The organism is Enterobacter sp. MF024 (genome assembly GCF_005843915.1).
GTDB classification, from domain to species: Bacteria; Pseudomonadota; Gammaproteobacteria; order Enterobacterales; family Enterobacteriaceae; genus Enterobacter; species Enterobacter barmai.
Window position 1 is genome coordinate 46,381 of sequence record NZ_VCBB01000006.1, and the last position, 13,103, is coordinate 59,483.

General features: G+C 55.1%; 12 protein-coding genes. 9 read left to right on the forward strand and 3 right to left on the reverse strand.

The window, feature by feature from the left end:
* Positions 1-165: 165 nt before the first annotated feature.
* The 4 genes from tyrB (at position 166) to FFB58_RS12345 (ending at position 3,152) form a co-directional block, all read left to right on the forward strand.
* The gene (gene tyrB / locus FFB58_RS12330; RefSeq protein ID WP_138370028.1) at positions 166-1,359 is read left to right on the forward strand and encodes an aromatic amino acid transaminase; all 1,194 of its coding nucleotides are present in this window, start codon (positions 166-168) and stop codon (positions 1,357-1,359) included.
* 191 nt (positions 1,360-1,550) lie between these two features.
* On the forward strand, positions 1,551-2,264 hold the full coding sequence (gene aphA / locus FFB58_RS12335; protein WP_039031943.1) for an acid phosphatase AphA: 714 nt from the start codon (positions 1,551-1,553) through the stop codon (positions 2,262-2,264).
* Between the two features lie 115 nt (positions 2,265-2,379).
* Entirely contained in the window at positions 2,380-2,796 is a 417-nt protein-coding gene (locus FFB58_RS12340) for a secondary thiamine-phosphate synthase enzyme YjbQ (RefSeq protein ID WP_138370029.1), read from the forward strand.
* A 2-nt stretch (positions 2,797-2,798) separates the two neighbouring features.
* A complete protein-coding gene (locus FFB58_RS12345; protein WP_039031945.1) occupies positions 2,799-3,152 on the forward strand; it encodes an MmcQ/YjbR family DNA-binding protein in 354 nt (117 codons plus the stop codon).
* Here the strand turns inward: FFB58_RS12345 and uvrA are convergent, their stop codons facing one another.
* A complete protein-coding gene (gene uvrA, locus FFB58_RS12350; RefSeq protein WP_138370030.1) occupies positions 3,153-5,978 on the reverse strand; it encodes an excinuclease ABC subunit UvrA in 2,826 nt (941 codons plus the stop codon).
* Positions 5,979-6,227: 249 nt separating this feature from the next.
* Here uvrA and ssb1 point away from each other — a divergent pair, with 249 nt between their 5' ends.
* The gene (gene ssb1 / locus FFB58_RS12355) at positions 6,228-6,755 is read left to right on the forward strand and encodes a single-stranded DNA-binding protein SSB1 (protein WP_039031947.1); all 528 of its coding nucleotides are present in this window, start codon (positions 6,228-6,230) and stop codon (positions 6,753-6,755) included.
* Positions 6,756-6,838: 83 nt separating this feature from the next.
* Here ssb1 and FFB58_RS12360 read toward each other — a convergent pair whose 3' ends face one another.
* The gene (locus tag FFB58_RS12360) at positions 6,839-7,120 is read right to left on the reverse strand and encodes a YjcB family protein (protein ID WP_039031948.1); all 282 of its coding nucleotides are present in this window, start codon (positions 7,118-7,120) and stop codon (positions 6,839-6,841) included.
* Between the two features lie 547 nt (positions 7,121-7,667).
* On the opposite strand from FFB58_RS12360, the gene FFB58_RS12365 reads away from it, so the two are divergent.
* Both FFB58_RS12365 and FFB58_RS12370 read left to right on the forward strand, forming a co-directional pair.
* On the forward strand, positions 7,668-9,071 hold the full coding sequence (locus FFB58_RS12365) for a sensor domain-containing diguanylate cyclase (protein ID WP_039031949.1): 1,404 nt from the start codon (positions 7,668-7,670) through the stop codon (positions 9,069-9,071).
* Positions 9,072-9,410: 339 nt separating this feature from the next.
* Positions 9,411-10,997: an EAL domain-containing protein gene (locus FFB58_RS12370; RefSeq protein ID WP_039031950.1), complete on the forward strand. Its 1,587-nt coding sequence runs from the start codon at positions 9,411-9,413 to the stop codon at positions 10,995-10,997.
* Here FFB58_RS12370 and soxS read toward each other — a convergent pair.
* Positions 10,994-11,320, reverse strand: a complete 327-nt coding sequence (gene soxS, locus FFB58_RS12375; protein WP_039031951.1) for a superoxide response transcriptional regulator SoxS — start codon at positions 11,318-11,320, stop codon at positions 10,994-10,996. The genes FFB58_RS12370 and soxS overlap by 4 nt on opposite strands.
* Positions 11,321-11,418: 98 nt before the next feature.
* Between soxS and soxR the strand changes: the two genes are divergently transcribed.
* Together soxR and FFB58_RS12385 are read left to right on the forward strand one after the other, a co-directional pair.
* Positions 11,419-11,877 (forward strand): redox-sensitive transcriptional activator SoxR, encoded by a 459-nt coding sequence (soxR, locus tag FFB58_RS12380; protein ID WP_039031952.1) that lies wholly within the window; start codon positions 11,419-11,421, stop codon positions 11,875-11,877.
* A gap of 275 nt (positions 11,878-12,152) precedes the next feature.
* On the forward strand, positions 12,153-12,824 hold the full coding sequence (locus FFB58_RS12385) for a glutathione S-transferase (RefSeq protein WP_138370031.1): 672 nt from the start codon (positions 12,153-12,155) through the stop codon (positions 12,822-12,824).
* Positions 12,825-13,103 lie beyond the last annotated feature (279 nt).

The window sequence follows — 13,103 nt, forward strand, 5'->3', positions numbered from 1 at the left end:
CTATGTTCCCTCTCCCCTGTGGGGGGAGGGTCAGGGTGAGGGGAAACAGACCGCACCGCAGGTTCTGTCGCCCACACCCCATCTTCCTTAACATCCTCTCGATCTTCTGCCGCTTCCGGTTTATTGTTGAATTCCCTGCCTCATTATTATCCGGAGAACCATCGCGTGTTCCAGAAAGTCGACGCCTATGCTGGCGACCCCATCCTCTCCTTAATGGAGCGTTTCAAAGAAGATCCGCGCAGCGATAAAGTTAACCTCAGCATCGGTCTTTACTACAACGAAGCGGGCATTATTCCGCAGCTGCAGGCGGTGGCCAAAGCCGAAGCGCGTCTGAACGCCACGCCGCACGGCGCGTCGCTCTATCTGCCGATGGAAGGGCTTAACAGCTACCGTCACACCATTGCCCCGCTGCTGTTTGGTGCAGACCATCCGGTGCTGGCACAGAAGCGTGTCGCCACTATCCAGACCCTGGGCGGTTCCGGTGCGCTGAAAGTCGGTGCCGACTTCCTGCACAAGTATTTTCCGGAATCCGGCGTCTGGGTAAGCGATCCGACCTGGGAAAACCATGTTGCCATCTTTGAAGGCGCAGGTTTTACGGTGAACACCTATCCGTGGTTCGACGACCAGACCAACGGCGTGCGCGTGGCCGCGCTGCTGGAAAAACTGAACACCCTGCCGGAGCGCAGCATTGTGCTGCTGCACCCGTGCTGCCATAACCCGACCGGGGCCGATCTGACTAACGATCAGTGGGATGCGGTTATCGAGGTGCTGAAAGCCCGCAACCTGATCCCGTTCCTCGACATCGCCTATCAGGGCTTTGGCGCCGGGATGGAAGAGGATGCCTACGCCATTCGCGCCATCGCCAGCGCAGGCCTGCCGGCGCTGGTCAGCAACTCCTTCTCCAAAATTTTCTCGCTGTACGGCGAACGTGTCGGTGGCCTGTCCGTGGTCTGTGAAGATCAGGAAGCCGCCGGGCGCGTGCTGGGCCAGCTGAAAGCCACCGTCCGCCGCATCTACTCCAGCCCGCCAAACTTTGGTGCGCAGGTGGTGGCGACCGTACTGGGCGATGACGAACTCAAAGCCGAGTGGCTGGCAGAGGTGGAAGCGATGCGTACCCGCATTCTGGCCATGCGTCAGACGCTGGTGGATGTGCTGAAGGACGCCGTTCCGGGGCACAATTTCGACTACCTGCTGCAGCAGCGCGGCATGTTCAGCTATACCGGCTTCAGCGCGCAGCAGGTGGATCGCCTGCGCGAGGAGTTTGGCGTCTATCTGATAGCCAGCGGGCGTATGTGCGTTGCCGGCCTGAACAGCAGCAACGTTCAGCGCGTGGCGAAGGCCTTTGCTGCTGTAATGTAAGCACTTACTCACGGCCTCCTTCCTTCAGTGAAGGAGGCTGTAATGGGTCAAACCGCGCGTTGTTATACTCCTCTTTTATTGCAGCTTAGATAAAAATTCTTCTTTCATTCCCCTCCCTCAGCGGTTATTTTCGATGAGGTTTTGACCATCCATTCAAAATAAAATAACGGTTTGAATATTCAGGGGAAAATATGCGCAAGATCACACTGGCGCTCAGCGCTGCCTGCTTATTGCTCTCGCTCAGTCATCCGGTCGCGGCTCGTCCCTCTTCACCTCCACCGTTATATCCCGGCACGACCGTTGCCCGACTGGCTGAGCAGGCCCCCATTCATTGGGTTTCCATCGCGCAAATTGAGAACAGCCTGACGGGCCGCCCGCCCATGTCGGTGGGGTTTGATATTGATGACACCGTGTTGTTCTCCAGCCCCGGCTTCTGGCGGGGTAAAAAAACCTGGTCACCGGATAGCGAGGATTACCTGAAAAACCCGGCCTTCTGGCAGCAGATGAACAACGGCTGGGATGAGTTCAGCATTCCCAAAGAGGTTGCCCGGGCGCTGATTGCCCTTCATCTGAAGCGCGGCGACAACATCTGGTTTATTACCGGGCGTCATCCCACTAAAACCGAAACCCTCACCAAAACCCTGCAGCAGGCTTTTCTGATCCCTGCGGCGCAGATGAATCCGGTGATTTTTGCCGGGGAGAAGTCCGGCAAGAATAACAAAACCCCGTGGATCGAACAGAAACAGATCAAGATTTACTACGGCGATGCGGATAGCGACATTACTGCCGCCCGCGAAGCCGGGGCCAGAGGTATTCGGGTGCTGCGCGCCTCCAACTCAACGTATAAACCGCTGCCGCAGGCGGGGGCGTTTGGGGAAGAGGTGATCGTTAATTCAGAATACTGAATGCCTGTTTGGTGCAGGAAAGAACACTTTTTAAGCAGATTTACCCGCTACGGGTTTTACCTTTCGTCGTATTGCTGCACACTTAGAAGGATTATCCTGCAAAACGGAGCAGCACATGTGGTATCAGCAAACCCTGACCCTGCGCGCCAGGTCTCGCGGTTTTCATCTGGTGACGGACGAGGTTATTGGACAGATCCGCGATCTTCCCCGCATCAACGTCGGTTTACTGCATCTGTTGCTGCAACACACGTCAGCCTCTCTCACGCTTAACGAGAATTGCGATCCTACCGTCCGTTCCGATATGGAACAGCATTTTCTCAAATCCGTTCCCGATAATGCCCGCTGGGAACATGATGACGAGGGGCCAGACGACATGCCTTCCCACATTAAATCCTCCATGCTGGGCGTCTCTTTGCTGCTGCCGGTGAATCACGGGCGCGTGCAGCTCGGCACCTGGCAGGGGATCTGGCTGGGAGAACATCGTATCCACGGCGGGTCGCGCAAAATCATCGCCACGCTACAAGGGGAATAATGATGACAATTTCGGAGATACTTCAGTACTGCATGAACAAGCCAGGTGCGGAGCAAAGCGTGCACAGCGACTGGAAGGCCACCCAGATTAAGGTCGCAGATGTGCTGTTTGCGATGGTGAAAGATGTGGAGGGGCGTCCGGCGGCCTCGCTAAAAACCAGCCCTGAACTGGCGGATCTGCTGCGCCAGCAGCACAACGACGTGCGTCCCAGCAAGCACCTGAATAAAGCGCACTGGAGCACGGTCTATCTGGACGGGTCGATTCCGGATTCGCAGATTTATTATCTGGTGGATGCGTCTTACAAGCAGGCGGTGGAACTGCTGCCGGAGATGACCCGGCAGCAGCTGTCAGTGTAACTACTTCAGAAGGGGTTTAAGGAAGCGGGCGGTGTGCGAGGCTTCGCACTCCGCGACGGTTTCCGGGGTGCCGGAAACCAGGATTTCGCCGCCACCGCTGCCGCCTTCCGGGCCGAGATCGACAATCCAGTCCGCGGTTTTAATCACGTCCAGGTTATGCTCAATCACCACGATGGTGTTGCCCTGATCGCGCAGCTGGTGCAGTACGTCAAGCAGCTGCTGGATATCGGCAAAGTGCAGACCGGTGGTCGGTTCATCGAGAATGTACAGCGTCTGACCGGTGCCGCGTTTGGAGAGCTCACGCGCCAGCTTCACACGCTGCGCCTCCCCGCCCGACAGCGTGGTCGCCGACTGACCCAGACGAATGTAGGTCAGACCGACATCCATCAGGGTCTGGAGCTTACGCGCCAGCGCCGGGACGGCATCAAAGAACTCGCGTGCTTCTTCGATGGTCATATCCAGCACTTCGTGAATGGTCTTGCCTTTGTACTTAATCTCCAGCGTTTCGCGGTTATAGCGCTTGCCTTTGCACTGGTCGCACGGCACGTAGATATCCGGCAGGAAGTGCATCTCAACTTTGATCACCCCATCGCCCTGACAGGCTTCACAGCGTCCGCCGCGCACGTTAAAGCTGAAGCGGCCCGGCGTATAGCCGCGTGAACGCGATTCCGGCACGCCGGCGAAGAGTTCACGTACTGGCGTAAACACGCCGGTATAGGTGGCCGGGTTGGAGCGCGGGGTGCGACCAATCGGGCTCTGATCGATATCGATCACCTTGTCGAAATGCTCCAGGCCGTGGATCTCGCGATACGGCGCCGGTTCAGCCAGGGTTGCGCCGTTCAACTGAGTCTGCGCAATCGGGAACAGGGTGTCGTTAATCAGCGTTGATTTACCGGAACCCGACACCCCGGTAATGCAGGTGAACAGGCCGACCGGCAGGGTGAGCGTGACGTCTTTCAGGTTGTTGCCGCGCGCGCCGGTCAGTTTCAGCACTTTTTCCGGATCGGCAGGGACACGCTGTTTCGGCACTTCAATCTTGCGCTTGCCGCTCATGTACTGGCCGGTCAGGGATTCCGGTACCGCCATAATGGCGTCCAGAGGCCCTTCCGCCACCACCTCACCACCATGGACGCCAGCGCCCGGACCGATGTCGATCACGTGGTCTGCCGCGCGGATGGCGTCTTCATCGTGCTCAACCACAATCACGGTGTTGCCGAGGTTACGCAGGTGGATCAGCGTCCCGAGCAGGCGCTCGTTGTCGCGCTGGTGCAGACCGATAGAGGGTTCATCCAGCACGTACATGACGCCCACCAGACCCGCACCAATCTGGCTCGCCAGACGGATACGCTGGGCTTCGCCGCCGGAGAGCGTTTCTGCGGAGCGGGAAAGCGTCAGGTAGTTCAGGCCAACGTTGACCAGGAACTTGAGGCGATCGCCGATCTCTTTCAGCACTTTCTCGGCGATTTTCGCCCGCTGGCCGGAGAGCTTCAGGTTGTTGAAGAAATCCATCGCGTGGCCGATGCTCATGTCTGAGATGGTCGGCAGCGGCGTGTTTTCAACATACACGTGACGCGCTTCGCGACGCAGGCGGGTGCCGTCACAGGTGGCGCAGGAGCGGTTGCTGATGAACTTCGCCAGCTCTTCACGCACCGCGCTGGATTCCGTCTCTTTGTAACGACGCTCCATGTTGTGCAGCACGCCTTCGAACGGATGACGGCGCACCGACGTATCGCCGCGATCGTTCATGTATTTGAACTCGATGTTCTCTTTGCCGGAACCGGACAGGATCACTTTGTGCACGGTTGGGCTCAGGCTGCCCCACGGCGCTTCGACGTCGAACTTATAGTGTTCCGCCAGCGACTTCAGCATCTGGAAATAGTAGAAGTTACGCTTATCCCAGCCGCGGATCGCGCCGCCAGCCAGAGACAGTTCCGGGTTCTGGATCACCCGGTCAGGATCGAAGTACTGCTGCACGCCCAGGCCATCACAGGTCGGGCAGGCGCCCGCCGGGTTGTTGAACGAGAACAGACGTGGTTCCAGCTCGCGCATGCTGTAGCCGCAAATCGGGCAGGCGAAGTTGGCGGAGAAGAGCAGCTCTTCCGCTTTCGGGTCGTCCATATCGGCGACTACCGCCGTACCGCCGGAGAGATCCAGCGCGGTTTCGAAAGACTCCGCCAGGCGCTGGGTCATGTCGTCACGCACCTTGAAGCGGTCGATCACCACCTCGATAGTGTGTTTCTTTTGCAGCTCCAGCTTCGGCGGATCGGAGAGATCGCACACTTCGCCGTCGATACGGGCGCGGATATAACCCTGGCTTGCCAGGTTCTCCAGCGTTTTGGTGTGCTCGCCCTTACGCTCTTTAATGATTGGCGCCAGCAGCATCAGGCGTCGGCCTTCCGGCTGCGCCAGCACGTTATCCACCATCTGGCTGACGGTCTGCGCCGCCAGCGGGACGTCGTGGTCCGGGCAGCGCGGCTCACCTACGCGGGCATAGAGCAGACGCAGGTAGTCATGGATTTCGGTGATGGTACCGACGGTGGAGCGCGGGTTATGGGAGGTCGACTTCTGCTCAATAGAGATAGCCGGCGACAACCCTTCGATATGGTCGACGTCCGGTTTTTCCATCAGCGACAGGAACTGACGCGCATAAGCAGAGAGCGATTCAACGTAACGACGCTGTCCTTCGGCATACAGCGTGTCGAAAGCCAGAGAAGATTTGCCTGAGCCTGACAGCCCGGTCACGACGATCAGTTTGTCGCGAGGGATGACGAGGTTGATATTCTTGAGATTGTGGGTGCGGGCGCCCCGAACTTCGATCTTATCCATTCACCTTTCCCGGTAGGTAGATACACGGAATGCCTGGTTTGTTTGAAGGACAACCGGCAGAAACGGCTAATTATGACACAAATTGAACTGGCTGGATATACAGTATTGGAATGCAAACTCTGATTAAGTGTGCAACAATGTACAGTTCGTGAGAACTCTGGAAGATGCTCCGCAACTATCGGAAGACCACGTGGAAATGGTACACTCGCGCGCTTACACTATTCAGAAATGTTTTCAGGAGACACGATCATGGCCAGCAGAGGCGTAAACAAGGTGATTCTCGTCGGTAATCTGGGCCAGGACCCGGAAGTGCGCTATATGCCGAGTGGTGGTGCAGTGGCCAACATTACGCTGGCTACTTCCGAATCCTGGCGTGATAAAGCGACCGGTGAGATGAAAGAGCAGACCGAATGGCACCGCGTTGTGCTGTTTGGCAAACTGGCCGAGGTGGCCGGTGAGTATCTGCGTAAAGGTTCTCAGGTCTATATCGAAGGCCAGCTGCGTACCCGTAAATGGACCGATCAGTCCGGCGCAGAAAAATACACCACCGAAGTGGTGGTCAACGTCGGCGGCACCATGCAGATGCTGGGTGGCCGTCAGGGCGGCGGCGCACCGGCAGGTGGCGGCCAGCAGCAGCAGGGCGGTTGGGGTCAGCCTCAGCAGCCACAGGGCGGCAACCAGTTCAGCGGCGGCGCGCAGTCTCGTCCGCAGCAGCCGTCTGCGCCAGCGCAGTCCAACGAACCGCCAATGGATTTCGACGACGATATCCCGTTCTGATCGCCAGAACCTGCGATTCGCAAAAACAAAAAACCCAGACAAGCGTCTGGGTTTTTTATATTCAGCGTAAATGCCCGCAGGCATCAGGTGTACATCATCGGCCAGTCCGGCGGGGTGTGGCTCATCGCCTCTACCATGATCGTTTTGACGTTATTCCAGACCGCAGCCATATCCAGCAGGGTAATGCCCAGCAGGCCGGTGGCAAACCAGCATGCCGCCGCCAGCCCCAGACAGGTGCTGATCACCGCCAGCGCCGCGTAATCTGATTTTTTAAACTGAATGTTCAGCGTGCTGGCCAGAAACATCAGCACCGCGCTCAACAACTCCCAGCGTGCCAGGACAACACCGGTGGTAATAGCTGCCATAAAACGATCCTCAAAGATAACCGCCGCCGGGTATAGCGCGACGTTGCCCGGACATGGCAAACTGGCTATCGGCAAGCTCAGATTCATCAAAATGAAACGATGTTTTGTGTTACATAGGAATGTGTGAACTATATCACACTTGTTCTTTTATTCGCCAGTGGGCAAACGCACGAAAAAAGCGTTTTTTAACCACTCGATAATTGTGGATATATCGCCGAAGAATATATCTTTAGTCTGCTAAGTGCCGCAGTCGCGATAACTTCATTGATAATTCATTGAGATAAGAAAACATGTACAGGCCACGGGGCGATGTACAATATTTACAGCCTCAGGGCTATAGATTATGCTTCATCCGGTTACTTAATTTGCCCGTAATAAATAAATCAGGTTTTAACTGGTTATTATTTTTCTGTACTTTTAATTTTACACACGCGTTCTTATTCGACAGGCCTACAGCCGCATTAATTGATGCTGACTGAATTACCCTGCACCCCTGATTTATTCGTTGCGACATTTTTTATCTCGTTAACGAGCTACGAATAAAACGATGAAGCAAGCAAATCGAGAGAATATAAATGACAGTGCACGGGCCCTGCACGCATTAGCTAAATTAATGCCAAAACTATCGTCGCAGCGGACCTTAATGGATCTCCTGCAGACGATTAATCATACCTTTGGCGCCCAGCTCAGTTGGGTAATGATGGAGGATGAAGCAGGCCAGCAGCAGTTTGTCAGTACTGGTGAATTAACCTGTTATCCAACGGAAATTAAAGCCTTTCTCGCCAGCACGTTATTGCAGCGTCATCACCAGGCGTGGCGGGTAATCTGCTGGAAAGAAAATTCAGGCACGCTGATATTCCCTCCCTCGCATCCGGGACATACGCAATTACAGTGCGGCGTGCTGTATAAATTGTCCCCGCAACATGACCCGTGCAATGGCTACTTCTTCCTGGGTTTTACGCAACCGCAAGAGAGCATCACCGTGCTGAAAGAGGTGGTGGTAATTCTGGTTGAAAAGCTGAAGGACTATCTGACCGGTCTCGTTGCCCGCGAGCGCACGGCCAAAGAGATGCAGCGAGTGATCACCCAGTATAAAACGCTGTTTGAACGGGCACCGGTGCTGATGAACTCGTTTGACCGGCACAGCCGCTGCGTATTATGGAATGCCGAGTGCGAAAAGGTATTTGGCTGGACGATGGCGGAAATCAACGCCCATACCGATCCGCTGGCGCTCTTTTATCCTGACCCTGAGGTGCGCCGCCGGGTGCGCGAGTCGGTCAATACCACGCCCCTGAACGACATGTACGAATGGCACCCGGTGCGAAGGGACGGCGTGCAGCTGACGATCCTCTGGTCGAACATCTCCCTGCCGGACGGCTCCATCCTTAATATCGGGCTCGATATTACCGCGCGTAAGAAAGCGGAGCAGCAGCTGCATATGAAGGCCACCACCGACGATCTGACGCGCTGCCTGAACCGCTTTGCCATCCTGCAGCAGATTGGCGCGGCGCTGGAGGCCTGCCGACGCGAGGAGGCCGACAGCCACTTCTCCGTTATGATGCTCGACCTGGATTTCTTCAAACAGATTAACGACAAGTGGGGCCATCTGGTGGGCGATGCCGCGCTGGTCCATTTTTGCGACTGCCTGCGGGCGCTGATGCCGCCGGGCTCGGCGTTGGGTCGGGTTGGCGGCGAGGAGTTTCTACTGCTGCTGCCCAAAACCCGCAGCGACGCGGCGGTGCAGCTCTCAATAGCGCTGCGCAAGGCGCTCTCGCTTACGCCGCTTAAAGTCGGCAGCCGATCCTTAACCCTCTCTTTCAGCGCCGGCGTGGTGGAGGTGTGCGGAAAACCTCGCGATACCTCATCGCTACTCATTAGCGCAGATAAGGCACTTTACGATGCCAAGCGCGGCGGAAGAGGAAAAACTATCGTCGCGGTTGATTATTTATAAATCACTTTAATGAGGCTCACGGGATAAATAGCACAAAATTTCATGATGAAGTTGCGCTTCTTTCACTCTCCCGGTAGTTTGCCTTAATCAACAACGTTCTGTTGAGTAATCCGGGAGCCTGGCTTTGTCGTCCGATAATTATTTTCCTGAATAAAGACGAAACGAATACTTTCAGTTTGGCTTACGGACAAATATTATCGGCATAACTAAATATTAGGTTATTGGCGTTAAAAGTCAGTTGCTAACTTCGCATGATTCATGCAACGTAATCACCTGTTTAGCAAAGCATCCGGCCTTCATGACTACAGGCACATAAAAAGCAGGGATAATAGGGCGGAAATGAATCGTAACGCACGGGACAAGGTGCTGAAGATAGTCGGGGTTATCATGGTAGTTTTGCTACCTGTGATGCTTGCGCTATGGTTTGCTCAGCAACGCGCGGTCAACGAAACAAGCAGTCAACTTCGCTCATTTGCTGCCCTTGCTTTAGACAAAACTGAACTGGTTATTCAGCAGGTTGAACTGGCCCGTCATGAGGCGGAAAAATACTCGGGTGATATTTGCACACCGGAACACCGGCAATATATGTTAAATGTTGTCCGTGGACGACTCTACATTGCCGACCTGCTGTATGCCCAGGGTAAAGAGTTTCTCTGTTCAACGACCAGCACCCCTGAAAACCCCTATATAATTTCTGCTGCCAATTACCAACGCGCGCCTGACGTCTCTATCTATTATTATCGCGATACGCCGTTTTACGCGGGATATAAAATGACCTATATGCAGGTCGGTAATTATGTGGTGGTGGTTAATCCCCTGACCTATAGCGAAGTGATGTCATCAGACCGTTCCCTGGCATGGGGCGTATTTGACACGGTGAATAACGATTTTTTCTCTATCAGCGAACAGGCCAATGAAAATGAATTAAAAAAGCTGACTGGTGATAATGACGCTATTTTCCAGAACGAAGGCCGCTTTTACACCATCGTTCGCTCGGACAAACGTCCGATTGCCGCGATTGTTTCCACCACCAGTCAGCGCTTTTATGAAGTGCTTTATCATCAGGCAACATTAACTCTGCCGCTGGGGATGATCAGCAGCATTATTATTTTACTGATGTGGTCGCGAACGCGACGCGAATTTAATTCGCCGGGTCGCTTATTGCATCGGGCACTAAATAAGAGACAGCTTTGTCTGCATTACCAGCCGATTATCGACATCAAAACCAATGAGTGTGTAGGGGCAGAAGCGCTGTTACGCTGGCCGGGGTTTAACGGCCCGGTAATGAGTCCGGTAGAGTTTATTCCGCTGGCAGAGAAAGAGGGGATGAGTGAACGCATCACCGACTACGTCGTAGAAGAAGTGTTCAACGACCTGGGCCATTTCCTGGCCTGTAACCCGCATCTCTATATCTCCATTAACCTCTCGGCGACGGACTTCCACTCTTCACGCCTGATTGCGATGATCACCGATAAGGCCCGGCACTACAACGTGCGGGCGCAGCAGATTAAGATCGAAGTAACGGAGCGCGGTTTTATCGACGTCCCCAAAACCACGCCGGTGATTCAGGCCTTCCGCCAGGCGGGATATGAAGTGGCGATTGACGATTTTGGTACCGGCTATTCCAACCTGCACAACCTCTATTCGCTGAACGTGGACATCCTGAAGATCGACAAGACCTTTATCGATACGCTGACTACCAACAGCACCAGCCATCTCATCGTCGAGCACATTATCGAAATGGCCCAGAGCCTGCGCCTGAAAACCATCGCGGAAGGGGTGGAAACCGTTGAGCAGGTAATGTGGCTGAACAAGCGCGGCGTGCAGTATTGCCAGGGCTGGCACTTTGCCAGGGCGATGTCACCGCAGGATTTCATGACCTGGCAACATCAGCCCGTCGCGGCAGCCCTTGCCCATAGCCACTAGTTGAGCTGATGGCGATAGTCGCTGGGGGTGCGATCAAACTCGCGGCGGAAGACGCGGGAGAAGGTCTGCTGGGAGACATAGCCTAAATCCATCGCGATATCAAAAATGGGCCGCTGGGTGGTGCGTAGCGCCTGGGCAGCCAGCAATAATCTGCGCTGACGAATGTACTCGCCCAGCGTCTGGTGCATGACCGCGCGGAACATTCTCTGTAAATACCACTTCGAGTAACCCGACTTCTTAGCCACCACATCGATACTCAAAGGTTGATCGATATGGTCATCCATCCATTCAATAAGTGTCTGAATAATTTGTTGATGCGACATAGAGTAGCCTCTCTCTGGATACACCTGTATCGGTTGATTCGTGGTTTTGTCTGCGGGCGAGTATAATTCCTCAAGTTAACTTGAGGTAAAGAGGTTTTATGGAAAAGAAATTACCGCGGATTAAACCGCTGCTGTCCCCGGGCGAGGTGGCAAGGCGTAGCGGCGTGGCGGTCTCCGCACTGCATTTCTATGAAAGCAAAGGGTTAATTAAGAGCATCCGCAACACCGGCAACCAGCGGCGCTATACCCGCGACGTGCTGCGCTATGTCGCCATCATTAAGATCGCCCAGCGCATTGGCATTCCGCTGGCGACCATCGGCGAGGCGTTCGGCATTTTGCCGGAGGGACATACCCTGAGTGCGAAGGAGTGGAAAGCCTTGTCCTCCCAGTGGCGCGATGAACTGGACCGGCGCATTCATACCCTGGTGGCGCTGCGTGATGAACTTGACGGCTGCATCGGCTGCGGATGCCTGTCGCGCAGCGACTGCCCGCTGCGTAACCCGGGGGATAAGCTGGGCGAGCAGGGAACCGGCGCGCGACTGCTGGAAGAGGATTAGCCCGGCGCATAAAAAACTAAAGCGCCACAACAGGGCGCTTTAGTTTATTCCCGGTCTTTGTCTTTCTCTCTATCCCGCTGCTTCACAGGAGGGTTTCCCCCGACATCAACACCCCTCAGTCGAGCATCTGGTGGAGGTTCCGGTTTGTGCTGACAATTTAAGTCTAGGCCGCAGCATCAGGTTTTCCAGCTTCATCGCGCAAAATCTCGGCAAAATTTTTTCGCCTGGTTGTGCAATTTTCTATAGTTAGTGAGTACATCTAACTGGAGATAACGATGATCACGGTCCACCACCTCAATCAGTCCCGATCGCAGCGCGTGCTCTGGGCGCTGGAAGAGCTCTCTCTGCCTTACCAGATCGTTCGTTATCAGCGCGATAAAACCATGATGGCCCCCGCCACGCTGCGCAAAGTCCATCCGCTGGGGAAATCCCCGGTGCTGGAGGACAACGGCCTGATCCTGGCGGAATCGGGCGCTATCCTCGAATATTTGCAGGAGACTTACGACCACGGTTCTCAGTTAAAGCCGCAGGATCGCGAGCTGAAGCTGCAATACCGTTTCTGGCTCCATTACGCGGAAGGCTCGCTGATGCCGCTGCTGCTGATGAAGCTGGTCTTTGCCAGCCTCGGTAAACCGCCCATCCCGTTTGGCCTGCGTTCGCTTGGCAAGGTGCTGGGGCAGGGGGTGCAGAAGGCGTATCTCAACCGTCAGCTGGAAACCCACGCCCGTTTTCTGGAGTCCTCACTTGCGGATCACCGCTGGTTCGCCGGGGAGCATCTCAGCATGGCGGACGTGCAGATGAGCTTTCCCGTTTTCGCCCTGCTTGAACGTGGCGGTATAGAGGATCTGCCTCGCCTGCAAGCCTGGAAGAAAAACGTCGAAATGCGTCCCGCCTGGCAGCGGGCGATCCAGCAGGGCGGTCCGTTCGAAATCCCTGGCGAACCATGAAAATGTTATCAAATTGCGCATTCACGATAACGTTTGCGCATACTCTGCTCACTTCTTCACCGCCTCGCACGTAATTTGGCGAAAAACGTCAAAGTTAAGTTGAAAAGGCCCGTGTTTAGACTGGATAATCGTTTGCCTTCATTTCGACACCCGTTTTGTCAGCGCAAAGCTAAACGTTTGCTTTTTTTATGACGCCCCTATTTGTCATAAACGCAGCACATGGATATGACGTTTTGCTGGTCGTGGAGTGTCCGTCACGCTGACAGACGACAATTATAA